Source organism: Lentilactobacillus hilgardii, assembly GCF_009832765.1.
In the GTDB taxonomy this organism is placed as follows: Bacteria; Bacillota; Bacilli; order Lactobacillales; family Lactobacillaceae; genus Lentilactobacillus; species Lentilactobacillus hilgardii.
Genome location: NZ_CP047121.1, coordinates 2,115,712 through 2,134,437 on the forward strand (window position 1 = coordinate 2,115,712; position 18,726 = coordinate 2,134,437).

Consider the following 18,726-nt stretch of genomic DNA (forward strand, 5'->3'; position numbering starts at 1 on the left):
AAACTGTAAATAAAGCAGTATTGTCAAACATATTTTCTTTGTAGCCGCTCGCTAAAACCGCAAACAACTTCATAATTGATTGTTCCTAACTGATCCGCAATGTCATCAACGGTAATCTCATGTGCACCTGATTTACCAATAATTGTTACTACCGTATCAGTCCCATACTGCTTCGGTAATTTAATCATAAATTGATCCATACATACCCTGCCAACAATTGGGCAATATTGACCATCAACTAATACTGAAAATCCCTGCATTTTTCTGGGAAAGCCATCAGCATAGCCAATTGGAACAGTCCCAATCCATTCGTCCTCTTTGGTTTGATAAGTAGCCCCATAACCGATCGACTTACCCTTTGGCACCTTCTTAACATAACTAAGACCAGCTTGAAAACTCATTGCGGGAAATAGTGTATAAGGCGTCCTTGTAATTTCTTTACCTGAAGGGTTTAGTCCGTACGTTGAGATACCATATCGAACCATGTTTGCACCACAAACTTTATGCCAAAGACTTGTTGCCGTATTGGCCACATGAACATACTTCGGCCTCTTGTCAACAACTGCCAACATTTTTTGATAATTTTCGTATTGGTATTGAAAATACGTGTCGTCCTTGCTGTCAGCCGTCGCAAAATGCGTAAAAATTCCCTCAAAATCAAAGGTATCCTGATACTTTTTCAATACCAGCATTGCCTCTTGCAGTTCGTCAGGGGTCTGAAAGCCAATTCTTCCCATACCGGTATCCATTGCCAAATGCACATGAAGTTTCTCTTTAGAATCCTGCTGATTAAGAATAATACCAGCTGTTTTCAGCCACTCTTCCGAACTAACCGTTAGTGAAATATGACTATCGCGTGCAATGGGCGCAAAAGTTGGCTCTGTAATCCCCAACACTAAAATTGGTTCAGTAAAGCCCGCTTGTCGAAGTTCTAATCCTTCTTCAAGCAATGCCACACAGAAGCCTTTAGCACCAGCATTCTCAGCAATCCTGGCTACCTGAACCGCACCATGGCCGTAGCCGTTTGCTTTGACTACAACAAATAGGTCCGTTCCTGATTGAGTATGTGTAACAGCGTTTTTGACGTTGTTATAAATTGCTTTTTGATTAATGATTAATCTTGCGTTCCGCAAAGTTCCAACAGTCATTTTTTATCCTCTACTCTCTCTAAGATAACTTCGGTCATCACAATGTCGTCAGTATGAGATATCGAAACAAAGGCCTTACCATTAAAGGGATGTTCCAACACAATCGGCTTTCCTTTCGAATCATCAATAATTGTCAGGTCATGAAAGCGAACGGCTGAACCCAATCCGGACCCAAATGCCTTGGAATAAGATTCTTTAGCGGAAAAACGACCGGCAATGTATTCAACTTTTCTTTTCTCAGAAAAATCAGTCAGTTGTTCTATTTCTGACGCAGTTAAAATCCGAGCCACAAAATGGGCATTGTGGGCAATAGCCGCTTTAATGCGGTAAATATCTGTAATATCAATACCAAGTCCGGCAATCATAAATAAAGTCCTCACAAACTAACAAAGTTACAATTAATAATACCATATTTCTCTATGTAGGTAATAAAAGCCGGAACAAAAAAGTCTTTGCCCCAGCTTTTACTAACGGCTCAATTTAACGATATCGAGCTTATTTGTTTTTGATCGTAAATCGATGTTTACTGTTCGAATGACGATCATCTTTTCTCTTACGGTCACGGTTACCACCATTACTACGGCGATTCCGATTTCGTGAGGAATTACGATCATCGTTACGTCTATTATTCCAATGACCACCACCACGATGATTATTGCTGTTACGACGGCCGCCACTACCATGATGTCTTCGAGATAATGGACGTTCCGGTGTAATTTTAACTTTAACATAATCACGAGTCACATCGTTAAGCAAAGCAGCAACCAAATCAGTTGCTTCATACTCGTCTAAAAGCTTATCAGCCATTTTTTCATACTTTTCAGTATTGGTTCGTTTAATTAACTCTCCAATATCAGATTCAGCATTATTCAATTGGCCTACAAAGGCTTCTTGTTCTGTAGGCGGCTTCAAAGGCAGCATCCGCACTTTGGTCAACTTTTCGATTTCGTGCAGATAATCCATTTCATTAGGTGTCGTAAATGTAATTGAAACACCATGTTTTCCGGCACGACCGGTACGACCAACCCGGTGAACATATCCATCAGGATCCTGCGGAATATCATAATTATAAACATGAGTCACACCGGAAATATCAATTCCACGGGCAGCAACATCGGTTGCAACCAGAATATCAACTTTACCTTGTTTGAACTCATTCATAATTTGAGTTCTGCGTGCCTGTGTTAAATCGCCGTGGAGGCCTGCAGCATTATAGCCTCGTGCTTCGAGTCCCTTTGAAACTTCATCAACCCGACGCTTTGTCCGACAGAAAACAATCGTTACTTCTGGATCCTGTACGTCAAAGAATCGTGTCATCGTATCAAACTTCTCATATTCCTTAACCCGAACATAATACTGATCGATTAAGTCTGTGGTCAACTCTTTGGCCTTGATTTTTACTTGATGGGGATCCTTCATAAACTGCACGCCAACACGTTTAATTTGTGGAGGCATCGTTGCTGAGAAAAGAAGGGTCTGACGATCACTAGGTGTTTGCTTGATAATAGACTCAATATCATCAAGGAAGCCCATGTTTAACATTTCATCGGCTTCGTCAAGAACCAATGTCTTAACGTGCTCCAACTTCAATGTGTGTCGACTGATATGATCCAAGATTCTTCCCGGCGTCCCGACAATAATCTGTGGGTGACTCTTCAGAGAATTGATCTGCCGACGAATATCAGCACCACCATATACAACTTGAACCTTAGCTTTTTCGTCTTTGCCAAGTCGATAAACTTCTTCTTGGGTCTGAATTGCTAATTCACGAGTTGGTGAAATGATCAATGCCTGAACGTTTGGATTATTAAAATCCAAATGCTGTAAGATCGGCAATGCAAATGCCGCTGTCTTACCAGTACCAGTTTGTGCCTGGCCAATAACGTCTTCTCCATTAAGAACCATTGGAATGGTCTCAGCTTGAATTGGTGTGGCTTCTTCAAAACCACTGCTTGAGATTGCTGAAAGTAAGCTGTCCGATAGTCCTAATTCACTAAACTTCAAATATGTTTCCTCCTAAATTGGAACAGTAACAGTTCCGTAATTAACTGAAAAAAGTCCGTTTTCCGTAATGCGTTAACTACTTGACTAGATTTCTTTAAATTAATATAGCTTCTTTTTCAAAATATATCTACTTTTCAAAAAGTAACTTATTAAGTTTACATCGTTTACATTAAATACGCAAGGAAAACTCATCTTTCAATGATTAAGCCGTCAATTTCTCAACAATGTTTTCAAGGTGAATACCATGACTTGCCTTTAGCATAACTTCATCATTGGGCTGAATATCCCTTTTTAAATCATCAGATAACTGATCAAGCTGATCTGCTTGATAGTAATGTAGATTTTCAGGTGCAAATACCGGCTTCAATTTTTCATACAACGCCTGCATATCTTTGCCAACCAAATAAACAGCTGCAATTTCGTTCGAATCAATGTCATTTGCTAGTGACGCATGCATTTGAGGCGATTTATCACCTAATTCCAACATATCTCCCAAGACAACAATCCGGCGTCCCATAACATCGGTTTGGCTAAAAGCAGTCAAAACCTCCCTTGCCGCAGTTGGATTGGAATTATAGACATCACTCAAAATCTTTTCACCTTTGTTACCAGTGAGCCATTCTGTACGGTTTTTAGTTAAATCAAAGTGCGACAACTTTTGAATAATCTCAATCTGAGGAATCTGAAACAATTTGCCTACTGTAATAGCAGCCAACGCATTGTTAACATTATAGTCCCCCATCATTGGAATTGTCACTTTCTTATCCGGCCACAAATTCACTTCAAAAGAAGTGTTGTATTGCCCATCACTTGTCTTTGTTGCAAATACATCATCTGTATGGCTTCGGCCAAATGTCATCTTGGAGAAATCCACCTGTTTGGCACGTTCAATTAACAACGGTTCATCACCATCATAAATAAAGTAGCCGTCCGCTTTTAAACCATGGGTAATTTCCATTTTGGCGTCAGCAATTTTATCTCTGGTGCCAAAGAATTCAATATGAGCCTCACCAATCATGGTGATGATTGCGACGTCGGGTTCAACCAATTTCGATAGAAAATCAAGTTGTCCCGGTCGATCCATTCCCATTTCAACCACCAAAAAATCCGTATTTGACTCCATTTGTAAGATGGTATAAGGAACGCCGATCTCATTATTAAAGTTATCATATGTTTTGGTCACATTAAATTCCCCGGACAACACGGAAGCAATCATATCTTTGGTTGTTGTTTTCCCGTTACTTCCAGTAACCGCAATCACCCTTGGATTGATTTTTGTCAAATAATACTTGCTTAATTTTTGAAAGGCAGCCAAGGGATCATCAACGACCAAAGCCGGGATAGCAACCGGTAATCGATCAGTATGATCACTTGCCCAAAGCGTTGCGACAGCCCCGCCTTTGATGGCATTCTCTATGAAATCATGGCCATCGTGTGCGCCACTTAATGGAATAAAAAGCTGGCCCGGTGTCAGTCTACGTGTATCAAAACAAACACCATTCACTTCGGTTTGCAAAATTTTGTCAGTTTCATTTTCAATACTGGCATTAATTGCCTTGACAATTTCACCAATCGTCATCTTCATTTTTTTAGCGCTCCAATATAAAAATATAATTATCTTTTATTATAACAAAAAACAAGCGACTAAACATCCGTCGCTTGACTGTGCCATTGTAAATCCCACTTTGAGTGTTGAAGATCATAAGTTAAATCCCCAACATAGTCAGTATTGATTTCAATCTCCTTAGTTTTTAAAATAATCGAGACCTGATCCGGATCCTTTAAAACCCTTAGAGGAATATGATAAACCCGATTTTTTTCACGAAGTGCCCCAAAAACAATAAAGAGTCCGTCATTTGCGCGTGTAATTAACTTGATTAAAATCGAGTTATCAACGTCTTTAATAGCCAATGGCCGTAAAAAGACCCGCAACGTATTATGAATTTCTCTTAAATTGCGTTTTAAAGCGATCTCCAAAACATGGTTAACATCAGAAAAGCGACGGTAATAGGTTCTTGTCGCACCATTTCCCAAGTTAAGATAAATGTAATGGTTTAACAGCTTAGAGGAAAATGGTCGCCCCATTGGCGTCCCCATGTGACCCAAGTAAAGAAGTTCAGCAATTTCAAAGGGAGACAGCCCGTTAACACTGTCCTCATCATTAAAATCTATAAACTTTTTTTGCTTAGATGGGTTTCTTAGCAGGTAACGCCTAATTTCCCCTGCTCCTGTAATCAAATTAAATCTAGAGTGGGAGTTATACCCGTTTGCTGCATCTTCATCGCTATTAAGCAATATGATGTTATCCGGAAGTTCGTCCAGCCCATTGACGTAATCAGCAGCTGTAATCCCCGAAGATAAAATCATGTTTGAAATTGGATTAGTATTAATAAATATGAAATTACCCTTCATCGTTCATTTCTCCATCTTGATGTTTCAATTTTATTGTACTCCGGTTTAAAGCTCCTGTCTTGCGTTATTCAAAATTGATAAGTTTGCCCTTTAAGATAATACTTGGTATGATTAATGTTAATATACTATTAATTTGAGGTTGTTAAAATGACTAACGTTTTATTTGTCTGTCTGGGAAATATTTGCCGCTCGCCAATGGCAGAAGGATTATTTAAAAAACTAATCAGTGACCAAAATCTACAAGCTAAAATCAATGTTGACTCTGCAGGAATTAGTGACGAAGAAGAGGGTAATCAACCCCACCCCGGTGCACAAGCTGAAATGGCCAAGCATGGATTAGATATTTCAAATCTTCGTTCCCGACCAATCACAACCGCAGATTTTCATTGGGCAGACCTTATTATCGGTATGGATAGCCAGAATATTTATTATTTAAAACAAATGGCCGACTCGTCCGATCAAAAGAAAATTCATCTCTGTTTAGATATTGTTGAAAAAGAAGCTGGTCAAGATATTCCAGATCCATGGTATGATCATAAATTTGGTAGAACTTATCAGCAACTGTCACGCGCATTACCCAAATGGTTAGATTACGTTAAATCAAATCTGCATTAACTATTGGCGGGCCTCAAAAGGGCTCGCTTTATTTTTTGAGTTGCATCCCTAAGTTTAAAAGTTTTAACCAACCGGCCCCTAATCAATAGTCGACCTTTGCCAGTCGCATCACATGTCACCAATGTCACAATCGGTTTTTTAGTTTGCTTAATGACATCAACGCGTGTTGCGGCAATAAAGGCACGTTGATACACCTGATATTGATAAACCCTGTTCATATCGGTTAAGTAAATAGTCTGACCAACACGTGTTTTAAAGTATAATGGGCCAAACAAGATCTTTCGGTTAACCATATGATGACCAGCCAGTGGATAGTTTCCCCTTCCCATTTTTTGATTGGCTCTCATCGTCCCAGCTGCAAGGGCCAGCGTACTGTTAGAAACCCCCAGACCAATTGGCAGATGAATACCAGATTTAGGAATTAGGATTTGCCCTGCCTGTTCAATTTGTTGCGAATTCAGCCGTGATCTAAGTGCTGTTTCAAAATCTAGGGACTTTACTTTTTTAAAGTTATAACTGACATTTTGTTGATGCCGTTTACTTTTTTTCTGAGTTCGACGATTTGTGGCAGCAACCTCTTGACGGGTAACCTTAGGTTGATACGACCCGATCACCTTATTTTTAATGGGGCGATTAAAAATAAGAACCAGGGCAACTATGACCAGTAGCCCAAAAATAATATTAATGATACTTTTTTTGAGTAAATTTTTTTTCATGTTTATCTCCCGAAATTGGGTGGACTAAGCGATTATCAAATTCATTGACACTAAGGAGGAAATGCATTGGCAAGGATAAATGATCATCCGAATTCATGGCGCAAAAACCTAACCGTTTTATGGTTTGGCACTTTCATGGCGGGAATTGGCTTTAGTGAAGTCATGCCATTTTTATCTCTTTACGTCGACACATTGGGAAATTTTTCCCATGACCAACTAAGTTTATACAGTGGATTTGCGTTCGCAGCAACCTACTTAGTCACTGCTCTCGCCTCTCCCTTTTGGGGAAAATTAGCAGACCGCACCGGTCGAAAATTGATGTTGGTTCGTGCTTCAGCTGGAATGGCAATTGTTTTTTTCTTAATGGGATTGGTTACAAATGTTTGGGAGCTTATTGGGCTACGACTGCTTCAAGGCGTGTTCTCCGGATATATCAGTAATGCCAACGCACTAATTGCAACTCAAGTTCCTAAAAGCAAAAGCGGTCAGGCACTTGGGACTCTGGTAACCGGAAACGTTTCCGGAACACTTCTCGGTCCACTGCTTGGTGGTATTTTGGCTTCTCTTTTTAGTTACCGGGTTACTTTCTTCATTACCGGATTCTTACTGTTATCCGTTTTCTTTTTAACGCTCTTTTTAGTTCACGAGGACTTCAAGCCAGTTGCCAAAACAATGATGTTAAGCACCCGAGGTGTTATAAAGCGTCTGACAAATTCCAAACTGGTTTTCGGCATGTTTATAACAACAATGATTATTCAAGCTGCCAACAATTCAATTGCACCAATTTTGGCCTTATACGTTCGTCAAATTATGCATAATAGTGCGACAACAACCTTTTATAGTGGTATTGTCGCAGCCGTTCCGGGAATTGCCACGTTAGTAGCCGCTCCAATGCTTGGAAAATTAGGAGACCGAATTGGGACGGATCGTATTATTATTATTGGCTTTTTCTTAGCCATTGTCGTTTATATTCCAATGGCTTTTGTCACAAACATTTGGCAGTTAATCGCGCTACGCTTTTTAATCGGAATTGCAAACGCATCAATGTTGCCGGCAGTCCAAGCTATTTTGGCTAAAAATACACCGTTTGAGGTCACCGGTCGCGTGTTTAGTTGGAATCAGTCATTTCAGGCAATGGGGAACGTCGCTGGTCCAATGATCGGTTCTGTCATTTCTTCAGAATTTGATTATGCCGGCGTGTTTATTTCTACAGCAGTTCTTGTCGTACTTAACCTGATTTTAGTTTACAACAATACACGGGTTATGCGAAAGAATCGTGCCTAGCCTTTAGATAAATAATATCAAATCATTAGAAAATGATAGACACAGAGTTGAGGCTGAAACAAAAAGTAACCTATTCAGTCTCACTTTTTTTATTCTCAAATTCAGAAAAAGGGTATAAAAAAAGCGGGGCACAATGTGTCTCGCTAATAAAACTAGTCGTTTTTGAGGCCGTATTTCTTGTTGAAACGATCCACAGCACCATCGGCTTGGGTAAACTTTTGTTTACCTGTATAAAATGGATGAGAATCAGATGAAATTTCAACACGAATCAATGGATATGTGTTGCCATCTTCCCATTCAACAGTTTCATCAGAGGTCTTAGTTGATCCTGACAAAAACTTGAAACCTGTACTTGAATCTTGAAATACTACTTGATGATAATCTGGATGAATTCCCTTTTTCATAATATATCGCTCCTTTGCCCTGAACCAATACGATGGCCCAGAGATTATCGATTAGTCAACCTTGTTAGTTTACCACAATTATTTATACCAATCAATCATCTTTTAAACTCTTTCTTCATCTTCTATTTTTAATTTCACATCGGCACCCAACCCGGTTAACTTGTTAACCAGACTGCCATAACCGCGCATAATATTTTCAGCATGTGCAATTTCGGTTGTGCCATTAGCCATTAACCCAGCTATCAAAAGAGAAGCCCCTGCTCTAATTTCGCCGGCGTCAACCTTGGCACCTGTTAGATGCGGTGATTTATTCACAACAATAATCCCCTCTTCGGTATCTTTGGATTTAATGTTGCCACCTAGTTTATTAAGTTGGGAAATATGTTTGATCCGTTGAGGATATATTGTGTCAATAATCATACTTTGCCCATCAGCTTTGAAAAGCAGCGGTGTGATTGGCTGCTGCAAATCAGTCGCAAATCCCGGATAAGGCATCACTTTAATTTGAATCGGTTTCAAATTGTGGGATGGCCCAACGTAAACGCTATCTTCGTATACTGTTAAGTCACAGCCCATTTCTTCCAACTTTGCGACAAAAGATTCTAAATGCTCTGGAATAATATTAGTAATTAACACACCATCCCCCATTGCTGCAGCCAAGGATAAGTATGTGCCGGCTTCAATTCGATCCGGAATAATTGTATGCGTGTTTTTTGCTTGAAGGGTTGGGACGCCCTCAATTCGAATAACATCAGTTCCGGCACCCCGGATATTTGCACCCATGTTATTAAGAAATGTTGCAATATCAATAATTTCAGGTTCCTTAGCAGCATTACCAATGATGGTGGTCCCAGGCGCTTTAACAGACGCTAAAATGGTATTAATAGTTGCACCAACTGAAACAATGTCTAAGAATATTTGAGCTCCGTGAAGACCGTCTGGCCCCGTCTTGATAGTAACTGTACCATCAACTTCACTGACCTCGGCACCTAGTGCTTTAAATGCTTTAATGTGCTGATCAATTGGACGAGGCCCAATATTATCACCACCGGGGAAACTGACAACCGCACGTTGAAACCTGCCAAGAAGTGCGCCCATAAAGTAGTATGATGCCCTTAAACTTTTTATCGCTTTGCTTGGCAATGGTGCTTCAACGATATTAGTTGGATCGATTGTTAAAATATCGCCCTTGAAAGTTGACGATACATTCATAGATTTTAATATCAGCATTAAATTGTGTACATCCAAAATGTCGGGAACTGAGTCGAACCTTACCGGGGTATCTGCCAAAATTGCAGCAGGGATTAGTGCAACTGTGCTGTTCTTTGCTCCGCCAATCGATACCTCTCCGGAAAGGCGGTTCCCTCCATTGACTATTAATTTACTCATCGAAACTTTCCTCACTTTTTCCATTCGAACATTTTTCATGTCATGAAACATATTATAGAAAATAACTGTAAAATACAATACCCTCAATTGAATTATACAATTTGTAACATTATAAACAATTTCTGAATGCCTAAATGATCGTTAAGAATAGTGTACCATGTTTCGATTGCGACATTGATATTAAAATACCTGTGAACAACAAAAATGGTTAACTGAAGGATTACATCGCCTTGTCAGTTAACCATTTTTATTATTTGATATTAAAAATTATTTTTTGTTTTTTGAAAGATATTGGTCATTTGCTGCCGCAACAAAATTCTTGAACAATCCTTCAGGGCGATTTGGCCGGGAAATAAACTCGGGATGGTATTGAGAACCAACAAAGAATTTATTTGCAGGAATTTCCACAACTTCAACCAAATGATTATCAGGAGACGTTCCAGAAATAACCATGCCATTGTCTTCCATCGGCTTACGATAAGCATTATTAAATTCATAGCGATGACGATGACGCTCTGAAATGACATCAGCATTGTTGTAAGCTGCTGCTGCGACTGTTCCGGGCTTTAATTTGCATGGATAAGCACCCAAACGCTGTGTCCCGCCCATATCATGGACATCTTCCTGATCAGCCATCAAATCAATGACATTATGTTGTGTTCGTGGATTCATTTCTGTAGAATTAGCATCCTTATCCCCAAGGACATCCCTGGCGAACTCAACACATGCCATCTGCATACCAAGACAAACACCCAGGAACGGCACATCCTTTTCACGTGCATATCGAATGGCTGTAATCATCCCTTCAATACCACGATCACCAAAGCCACCAGGCACAATAATGCCATCTGCCGGAGCTAAAAGTTCATCAACGTTTTCAGGCGTAATCTTTTCAGAATCCAACATTTCCAAATCGATATCAGCATCAACTTTATAGCCGGCATGTTTTAATGCTTCGGCAACCGAAATGTAAGCATCATGAAGCCCAACGTATTTTCCAACAAGTGTGATATGGATCTTTCGCTTCAAGTGTTGAACATGGTGTTCCAGCTCTTTCCACTCTTCCATATCCGCTGCCGGCTTTGAAATACCGAAATGATCCAAGATTTGTTGATCCATTCCCTGCTTTTGGAGATTTAGCGGAATCGTATACAATGTCGGTACATCTAAAGATTCAACCACAGCCTGTGGTTTAACATCACAGAACAATGAAATCTTTTTACGCATGGAATCCGTAATCGGTTTTTCTGAACGAACAACCAATAAATTCGGCTGGATACCCAAACTGCGTAGTTCTTTAACACTGTGTTGTGTTGGCTTAGTCTTCATTTCATGAGCAGCATGAAGGTAAGGAACCAGCGTCGTATGAATATAGAAAGTATTTTCATCGCCAACCTCGGTCTTCATCTGACGAATTGCTTCCAAGAACGGCAAAGACTCAATATCTCCAACCGTTCCACCAATTTCTGTGATCACAATTTCAGCATCAGATACCTTAGCGGCCCGCATAATCTTTTCCTTAATCATTCCCGTAATATGAGGAATAACTTGAACGGTCGCACCAAGATAATCTCCATGACGTTCTTTTCTCAGAACCTCATCATAAATCTTCCCAGTTGTGACATTGGAATATTTATTGAGATTATTATCGATGAATCGTTCATAATGGCCAAGATCAAGATCGGTTTCAGTTCCGTCATCTGTGACAAAAACCTCACCATGTTGGTATGGATTCATGGTACCTGGATCTACGTTGATATACGGATCAAATTTTTGAATTGTGACATTTAATCCTCTATTTTTCAACAATCTACCCAAGGATGCAGCAACAATGCCTTTACCCAAGGATGAAACAACGCCACCAGTTACAAATATATATTTGGTCATTATATAATCCTCTCCTCTTAATAGTTAGCCGGGGAATGAAAAAACAAAAAATTCCCTATCCGGTATGAATAGGGAACTATTTATCATCGTTCAGATGTCCTTGAAATCTCAAGGAGCCCAAAAAACATAATACATACATTAAGACAATTAGTCAAGAATAATCATCAATGACTTAATTACTTTTTCTTTGAATCAAAGTTATCATTGTCATCGTCGTCATCATCGTCAAAATCATCATCATCGTCACCGAGTTCGTTTAACTGACCTTCGATGCCATCAGGTAAATCGGAATCGTCAGGATCATCTGTATTATCTTCAATATCTTGAAGATCTTTATTATATTTACCGAGGTCTTCTGAAGATGCGGTAGTATCTTCGTCATCATCGTCATCTTCGGTATCATCATCGTCAAAATCGTCATCGTCTTCAGGATCATCATCATCGTAATCGATCACGTCATCATCATCCGATGCATCGGCTAGAAAGGCGTTAACCTTTTTACGCTTTTTGCGCTTTGGTCGATCTTCATCTTCATCCTCAGCGTGGACAGTTGCCTCATCGATTGACTCATATGGGTACCATGTTCGTAAGCCCCAAAGATTATCACCAAGTGAAATAAAGCTACCGTCAACGTTTAAATCAGTATAGAATTGCGACAAGCGATCTCGAATTTCTTTGTTACTATCACCTAAATAAGCTTGTACCGCATTAGCAAGATCAGCAAACGGCATAGTGTCGCCTCGTTTTGCTAAAATTGCATGGGCAACTTCAATCATCGATAGTTCACTTTTATTTTGGCCTTTAAAGACTTCTAATTCCAAACTGGTACACGTCCTTTCAACAGTCTAAAAACTACTATACCCGATTAAATTGTAAATTGCAATCTAATATTGTACTTCCCTAATAAATCACTTCCAGCATACAGCAGATAATCAATTCCGACCTTACCACGCAAGGGTTGATTGAGAATCTCCATGTCAAGAGAAGACGTCACCGTCTGAACCTCAAGTTGTCCATATGGTGTTGCATAACGCGCTGCAATTCGCTTGCCGGCAGAAAAAATCAATTGCAGTCGATTCCCTGCTGATCTTGTTAATTTAACATCGCCATTTTCCATTAGTTTGATTGTAACCGGAACTGATCCGTCATCCGTTTCCTCCTGATAACGAATATAAATTGAAGTTCCCACTCGAACCAACTGACCGGTAGCATCAAACACAAAGTTTGATGTCTCACCGTTCTGTAAAATATTTGTTTCAAGGTGGATTTGAACCGGAACGCCAGTTGCTAAATTATCCATAATGCACCTTCTTTAATCCTTCTTGGTCTAACGATTTATTATATAACCATCAATACGTTTATGCACATTTTTTAACTCACAACCATTATATCAAGTATAGCGGGTAAAGCGAAAAAAGGAACGAATTCTGTTATAATTAATTGTGTTATTGTTTGTAAAATGAGGTGGAAAAATGTCTTTTACCAATACGCCGATTACCGTGATTAAGCAAGCTTACTCACCGGCAAATAAATTAATATCGTTCGCAGATACAAATGCATTATTAGATTATTGTGATCAATTTCAACGACCTTTTATTCATTTTTGGACAACAGATCAGCCAACCTTAATTTTAGGAATCAACGACCGTCATTTGCCAAATTTAACAGCTGGCCTTCAAAATCTCACCGCCAATAAGTACGATTACTTTTTACGCAATTCTGGTGGTCTTGCCGTTATCAGTGACCCGGGTGTATTAAACATTTCACTCTTCATTCCGGACGCAGATCGAAAACTTGACGTTGACGATTCTTACGACATTATCGCAGATTTAATGATGGCAACTTTTCCAACATTATCTATTCAAACCTTTGAGGTCACTCATTCATATTGTCCCGGTAAATATGATTTAAGTGTCAATGGTCAAAAAATTGCCGGAATTGCACAACGTCGTTCAAAAGGTGCCGTCGTATTAATGTTGTATCTAAGCGTTGAAGGCGATCAAGATGCCCGAAGCAATGTTGTTTCGGAATTCTATCAAGCAGGAGATGCTTATTCACAAACACGTTGGGCCTTTCCCAAAGTCGATAAAACAACAATGACAACTGTTGAAAAAATCGGCTTTCCAAATATTGATCTTCTGACGGTTGAGCAACACTTTTTAAAGAGTGTCAGTCAGCAAATGATGTCTTTGGATCTGGACAGTCAAGCTCAGCTTTTTCGTTCCGACACATTCATTGACTTACGGAAAAAACAATTAAGAAAGATTCAGCTGCGAAACCAACAATTACCACTCATATAAATTTTCCATGGAGGCTTATTTTTGGATTATGCACATCAGCAACTAAAGCGGGAGAAAGTATTTCGAGATCCCGTCCATAACTACGTCTACGTTAAGTATCAGGTCATTTTAGATTTAATTAATACAACTGAATTCCAACGACTCAGACGCGTTCATCAACTTGGAACAACATCACTCATATTTCACGGCGCTGAGCATTCACGCTTTGCACATTCTTTAGGTGTTTATGAAATTGCGCGACGGATCACTGAATCATTTCAAAAGAATTTTCCTTCTATCCGTCCTGGCGATGGGTTATGGGATAATTCCGAAGAATTAGTTGTTCTGTGTGCCGCATTACTTCATGACATCGGTCATGGTGCGTACTCTCACACGTTTGAGCATATTTTCGGCACAAATCACGAACAGATTACCCAAGACATTATTACGTCAGAGTCAACTGAAATTAACCATGTCTTACAACGAATTAGCCCGGATTTCCCGCGCCAGGTTGCAAGTGTCATCAATAAAACCTATCCCAATAGACAGGTTGTTGAAATGATTTCAAGTCAACTCGATGCCGATAGAATGGATTATTTATTGCGAGATGCTTACAATACCGGTGTTAAATACGGTACTTTTGATCTTTCGAGGATCCTTGAAGTTATGCGGCCTTATAAAGAGGGCATCTGTTTTGAAATGAGTGGTATGCACGCCGTCGAAGACTATATCGTCAGTCGCTTTCAAATGTACCAACAAGTCTACTTTCATCCCGTCTCACGTGCGATGGAAGTCGTTTTAAACAGGCTTTTGAAGCGTGCCAGAGTCTTATTTGGAGCAACTACTCAAAATGAACCGTCAACGCCTTACCTGTTATTACCCTTTTTACGCGGAGACTTTAATCTGGACGATTATCTTCAGTTGGATGATGGTGTTTTAAACACTTATTTCATTCACTGGAAACGGTATCCGGATGATATACTCAGCAGTTTGGCAACAAGATTTATTGATCGTAAGCCTTTAAAATCAGTCAAGTACGATAAAAGCACCGAAAACTTGCTGCCGCGCTTACGTGAAATCATTGAACAATCCGGCTTCAATCCCGAATATTATACCGCTACGGATAACAGCTTCGATCTGCCCTATGATGCTTATACACCGGGTAAAAAACAAATCGAACTGATGCAGGACGATGGCAGCTTGGTCGATCTTTCATCAGTTAGCCCACTTGTAACTGCAATTTCCGATCGTCAAACGGGAGATAATCGATTCTTCTTCCCTCGTGAAGTCCTTCGACCGGAAAAAAACGTTGATTTATTCGAACCCGAATACGAAGAATTTAAGAGCCACATCCGAAACGGAAAATTAATCAATTAAAGCTTAAAGGAGAACTTTTTTATGGATATCAAATTAATCGCAATTGACATCGACGGCACCCTCTTAAATGAAAAAAATCATCTCGCCCAACCAACAATCGATACCATTACCGCCGCACGTCAAAAAGGCATTAAGGTTGTTCTTTGTACCGGTCGCCCTCTAAGCGGCGTCAAACCATATTTAGATGCTTTGTCTATCAGCGGAGCGGATGAATACGCGATTACTTTTAACGGCGCAATGTCTCAAAGCTTGGATGGCAAAGTCATTACCCATCAGACACTAACTTATGATGAGTTTTTGGAAACCGAAATGCTCGCCAGAAAATTAGGTGTCCACTACCAATTTGAAACAATGGACGCAATCTATGCTTTTAATCGAGACCTAAGCCCTTATAGTGTTGGTGAAAGTTATCTTGTCCGTTTACCAATCAAATACAGAACCCCAGAAGAAATCAAACCTGACTTGGTCATTTCAAAGGCAATGTTTGTCGACTTTCCGAAACTGATTACCACTGCAAACAATCAGCTGCCACAAAGCCTACGGGATCAAATGTATGTCGTTCAAAGTGAACCATTCTTTATTGAAATCATGAATAAAAAAGCTAGTAAGGGTAACGCCCTTCACGCACTGGCAACGGATCTTGGCTTTTCCGCTGAAAATGTCATGGCAATTGGCGATCAGGGAAATGACTTAACCATGATTAAATACGCGGGATTAGGTGTTGCAATGGAAAACGGTATCGATGACGTCAAGGAGGCCGCATCCTTTGTAACGAAATCAAATGCTGAAAATGGCGTTGCCTATGCCATTAAAAAATGGATTCTTTGATAGACTGCTTAGAAGCTGTTTAGTATCTTTGATTTTGACCCAATAATTTGATAAACTACTGTCAAAAAAGTTGGTGATCATATGCAACATTTTAGTCATCATTACCAAAGCGATATTTCTCGGCAACAATTCGATTTGATCCGCCAGGATCTGGAAGCTTCAAGAAAACGAACTCATCCAAAACACATTGATCCTTATGATATCTTCTGTGCCATGCTCTATGTCCTTAAAAATGGTTGTACTTGGCGTGATTTGCCGGCTGATTTTCCAAAGTGGTCCACTGTTTACTACTATTGGATGAATTGGTCGAAAGCCCCCACCCCTGATAAACCAGCTTTATTAACTCAGGTTTTAAAAAAATTGTCGCTGATCGAAGATTAAGGCAAGGGCGATCAGCACGAACTTCGTTCGTCATTTTAGATGCCCAAAGTATCAAGAACACCGCTACCGCTGAAAATAAGGGTTACGATGGTGGTAAGAAGATCTCGGGGATTAAACGGCACTTAGCCGTCGACATCAATGGATTCCCGCAAGCGATCCATATTACCCGGGCTAACATCACTGATCGTGACGGGGCGATTGCACTCATTACCCTTAATTTAGAGCAGTTTAAACTGGTTCGAACCATGATGGTTGATAGTGGTTATACCGGCCAAAATTTTGCTAATGAGATTAGCAGTTTAACGTCAGCCAAGGTAATCGTCGTTAAAAGAAATGAGTTACACCAATTTTCGGTTATCCCCCAACGGTGGCTCATTGAACGTTCATTTAGTTGGTTGGGAAATTATCACCGTTTATGGCGTAACTGTGAGCGTAAGCTCAACACTAGTCTCATGATGGTTTCGTTAGCTTTTATCAGGCTACTTCTTAAAAGATACTAAACAGCTTCTTAGCATTCGTCTCTCTATTGTTAATAGTTGTCACACAAAAAGACCGGAGCAAAACTTGTTCTAGTCTTTTTTTGTATAATCTATTAAATTAATGTTGTCATAACCTACCACCTAAGGGGCAATACTGGTTAATACAATTCCCAACACAATTAAGAAAACGCCAACCCGCAAACAAAAATGCGCATACTTATTAACCTTAATCGGTTGGTTCTTAATAGAAGCAACGTCTTTAGCCGCTGGATGCTTTGGTGCATTCTCTGCTTCCAAATCACTCTTTTTTCTAAAAGAGAACCGCCATCCGGTAAATAAATGTCCCGATCCGACGATAAAAATAGAGGCCAGTACTAACAGAAACAAGCCAACCAAAAAATCGATATTTCCAATTCCCATCATCGGCAGACCAATAACAATCGTTACCAAGTTAATAATAGCAGCGAGAGCAATTCCCATTGTAGCAGGCTTCTGTTTTATTAAATCATTCATTAATCATTATCACCACGAAATCGATTATTAAATAATGGACTAACCGGTTTATTTTCATTAATTCTCTTTATTGCATCACCAATTAACGGACCAACTGATACTTGCTGAATCTTGTCAATTTGCTTATCAGCGGGTAATTGAATTGTATCTGTAACCACTAATTGTTTGATTGGTGATTTTCTAATCCGTTCAATTGCAGGCCCTGAAAGAACTGGATGTGTACAACAGGCATATACTTCTTTAGCACCGGCATCAATCAATGCCTGTGCACCCAATGTAATCGTTCCAGCAGTATCAATCATATCATCGATCATCAAACAACGTTTACCGGCAACGTCACCGATAATATTCATAATTTCTGCAACGTTCGCACGAGGACGACGTTTATCGATAATTGCAATGGGTGCCTTTAAAAATTCAGCTAATGCCCTTGCTCTGGAAACACCACCATGATCCGGTGAAACAACAACATCATCACTGCCAAATCCTTCCTTGATAAAATGATCGGCAAGCAATGGTGCCCCCATTAAATGATCAACAGGAATATCAAAAAATCCTTGAATTTGCGCTGCATGTAAATCAAGTGTAACAACGCGGTCAACGCCGTCCTTTTGAATCATATTTGCAACTAATTTAGCCGTAATCGGTTCACGTGAACGTGCTTTTCTATCCTGTCGTGCGTAACCATAATAAGGAATCACAACATTAATGGTGCCAGCACTTGCACGTCTAAGTGCATCAACCATAATCAAAAGTTCCATCAAATTATCATTAACAGGTGCTGAAGTCGATTGGATAATAAAAATATTATCGCCGCGAATACTTTCCTCGATATTAATCCGAATTTCACCATCACTAAAACGATCGACAGATGTCTTTCCAAGCGGTACGCCAACGGTTTTAGCAATTTTTTCAGCTAAAGGCCGATTGGAATTCAGTGCAAAGATTTTCAGTTTAGAATCAAAATATTGCCGAGCCATATGATCCTCCATATTGTTTTTTCTAAATTA

19 protein-coding genes are annotated in these 18,726 nt (G+C 39.7%); 6 read left to right on the forward strand and 13 right to left on the reverse strand.

Annotation, left to right across the window (positions count from 1 at the left end; all coding sequences use genetic code 11):
• Nucleotides 1–23: 23 nt before the first annotated feature.
• The 5 genes from alr to GQR93_RS10085 all read right to left on the reverse strand — a co-directional run bounded on the left by alr (nucleotide 24) and on the right by GQR93_RS10085 (nucleotide 5,564).
• The gene (gene alr / locus GQR93_RS10065; RefSeq protein ID WP_003554998.1) at nucleotides 24–1,148 is read right to left on the reverse strand and encodes an alanine racemase; all 1,125 of its coding nucleotides are present in this window, start codon (nucleotides 1,146–1,148) and stop codon (nucleotides 24–26) included.
• Complete coding sequence (acpS, locus tag GQR93_RS10070; protein ID WP_003554997.1) at nucleotides 1,145–1,513, reverse strand: holo-ACP synthase; 369 nt, start codon at nucleotides 1,511–1,513, stop codon at nucleotides 1,145–1,147. Before acpS ends, alr begins: the two co-directional genes overlap by 4 nt.
• 130 nt (nucleotides 1,514–1,643) lie before the next feature.
• Nucleotides 1,644–3,152 carry a DEAD/DEAH box helicase gene (locus GQR93_RS10075; protein ID WP_003554996.1) on the reverse strand — a complete coding sequence of 503 codons (1,509 nt, stop codon included), beginning with the start codon at nucleotides 3,150–3,152 and terminating at the stop codon, nucleotides 1,644–1,646.
• Nucleotides 3,153–3,354: 202 nt separating this feature from the next.
• The gene (locus tag GQR93_RS10080) at nucleotides 3,355–4,737 is read right to left on the reverse strand and encodes a UDP-N-acetylmuramoyl-tripeptide--D-alanyl-D-alanine ligase (RefSeq protein ID WP_003554995.1); all 1,383 of its coding nucleotides are present in this window, start codon (nucleotides 4,735–4,737) and stop codon (nucleotides 3,355–3,357) included.
• A 59-nt stretch (nucleotides 4,738–4,796) separates the two neighbouring features.
• Complete coding sequence (locus GQR93_RS10085; protein ID WP_003554994.1) at nucleotides 4,797–5,564, reverse strand: hypothetical protein; 768 nt, start codon at nucleotides 5,562–5,564, stop codon at nucleotides 4,797–4,799.
• A 147-nt stretch (nucleotides 5,565–5,711) separates the two neighbouring features.
• On the opposite strand from GQR93_RS10085, the gene GQR93_RS10090 reads away from it, so the two are divergent.
• On the forward strand, nucleotides 5,712–6,179 hold the full coding sequence (locus GQR93_RS10090) for a low molecular weight protein-tyrosine-phosphatase (protein ID WP_003554993.1): 468 nt from the start codon (nucleotides 5,712–5,714) through the stop codon (nucleotides 6,177–6,179).
• Here the strand turns inward: GQR93_RS10090 and GQR93_RS10095 are convergent.
• The gene (locus tag GQR93_RS10095) at nucleotides 6,176–6,895 is read right to left on the reverse strand and encodes a class A sortase (protein WP_003554992.1); all 720 of its coding nucleotides are present in this window, start codon (nucleotides 6,893–6,895) and stop codon (nucleotides 6,176–6,178) included. The two genes, GQR93_RS10090 and GQR93_RS10095, sit on opposite strands and share 4 nt — an antisense overlap.
• 66 nt (nucleotides 6,896–6,961) lie before the next feature.
• Between GQR93_RS10095 and GQR93_RS10100 the strand changes: the two genes are divergently transcribed.
• On the forward strand, nucleotides 6,962–8,179 hold the full coding sequence (locus GQR93_RS10100) for a multidrug efflux MFS transporter (RefSeq protein ID WP_003554991.1): 1,218 nt from the start codon (nucleotides 6,962–6,964) through the stop codon (nucleotides 8,177–8,179).
• A 152-nt stretch (nucleotides 8,180–8,331) separates the two neighbouring features.
• Here the strand turns inward: GQR93_RS10100 and GQR93_RS10105 are convergent, their stop codons facing one another.
• From GQR93_RS10105 to GQR93_RS10125, 5 genes are all read right to left on the reverse strand, one after another.
• On the reverse strand, nucleotides 8,332–8,583 hold the full coding sequence (locus GQR93_RS10105) for a type B 50S ribosomal protein L31 (protein WP_003554990.1): 252 nt from the start codon (nucleotides 8,581–8,583) through the stop codon (nucleotides 8,332–8,334).
• A gap of 102 nt (nucleotides 8,584–8,685) precedes the next feature.
• Nucleotides 8,686–9,972, reverse strand: a complete 1,287-nt coding sequence (locus GQR93_RS10110) for a UDP-N-acetylglucosamine 1-carboxyvinyltransferase (protein ID WP_035444904.1) — start codon at nucleotides 9,970–9,972, stop codon at nucleotides 8,686–8,688.
• Between the two features lie 267 nt (nucleotides 9,973–10,239).
• Nucleotides 10,240–11,859, reverse strand: coding sequence for a CTP synthase (locus tag GQR93_RS10115; RefSeq protein WP_003554988.1), 1,620 nt, complete (start codon nucleotides 11,857–11,859; stop codon nucleotides 10,240–10,242).
• 176 nt (nucleotides 11,860–12,035) lie between these two features.
• Nucleotides 12,036–12,680 carry a DNA-directed RNA polymerase subunit delta gene (rpoE, locus tag GQR93_RS10120; protein WP_003554987.1) on the reverse strand — a complete coding sequence of 215 codons (645 nt, stop codon included), beginning with the start codon at nucleotides 12,678–12,680 and terminating at the stop codon, nucleotides 12,036–12,038.
• 44 nt (nucleotides 12,681–12,724) lie between these two features.
• Nucleotides 12,725–13,159 (reverse strand): DUF1934 domain-containing protein, encoded by a 435-nt coding sequence (locus tag GQR93_RS10125; RefSeq protein ID WP_003554986.1) that lies wholly within the window; start codon nucleotides 13,157–13,159, stop codon nucleotides 12,725–12,727.
• Nucleotides 13,160–13,331: 172 nt separating this feature from the next.
• Here GQR93_RS10125 and GQR93_RS10130 point away from each other — a divergent pair, with 172 nt between their 5' ends.
• The 4 genes from GQR93_RS10130 (at nucleotide 13,332) to GQR93_RS10145 (ending at nucleotide 17,224) form a co-directional block, all read left to right on the forward strand.
• Nucleotides 13,332–14,159: a lipoate--protein ligase family protein gene (locus GQR93_RS10130; RefSeq protein WP_003554985.1), complete on the forward strand. Its 828-nt coding sequence runs from the start codon at nucleotides 13,332–13,334 to the stop codon at nucleotides 14,157–14,159.
• Nucleotides 14,160–14,180: 21 nt separating this feature from the next.
• Entirely contained in the window at nucleotides 14,181–15,515 is a 1,335-nt protein-coding gene (locus GQR93_RS10135) for an HD domain-containing protein (protein WP_003554984.1), read from the forward strand.
• Between the two features lie 21 nt (nucleotides 15,516–15,536).
• Complete coding sequence (gene yidA / locus GQR93_RS10140) at nucleotides 15,537–16,343, forward strand: sugar-phosphatase (protein ID WP_003554983.1); 807 nt, start codon at nucleotides 15,537–15,539, stop codon at nucleotides 16,341–16,343.
• A gap of 81 nt (nucleotides 16,344–16,424) precedes the next feature.
• Nucleotides 16,425–17,224, forward strand: a protein-coding gene (locus GQR93_RS10145; RefSeq protein ID WP_120270481.1) for an IS5 family transposase whose coding sequence is annotated in 2 segments (ribosomal slippage) — nucleotides 16,425–16,713 and nucleotides 16,713–17,224 — 801 coding nt in all. Because the reading frame shifts where the segments join, the coding sequence is not laid out codon by codon here.
• A gap of 120 nt (nucleotides 17,225–17,344) precedes the next feature.
• Here the strand turns inward: GQR93_RS10145 and GQR93_RS10150 are convergent.
• A complete protein-coding gene (locus GQR93_RS10150; RefSeq protein ID WP_003554981.1) occupies nucleotides 17,345–17,716 on the reverse strand; it encodes a DUF3899 domain-containing protein in 372 nt (123 codons plus the stop codon).
• Entirely contained in the window at nucleotides 17,716–18,696 is a 981-nt protein-coding gene (locus GQR93_RS10155; RefSeq protein WP_035444900.1) for a ribose-phosphate diphosphokinase, read from the reverse strand. Before GQR93_RS10155 ends, GQR93_RS10150 begins: the two co-directional genes overlap by 1 nt.
• Between the last annotated feature and the right edge of the window lie 30 nt (nucleotides 18,697–18,726).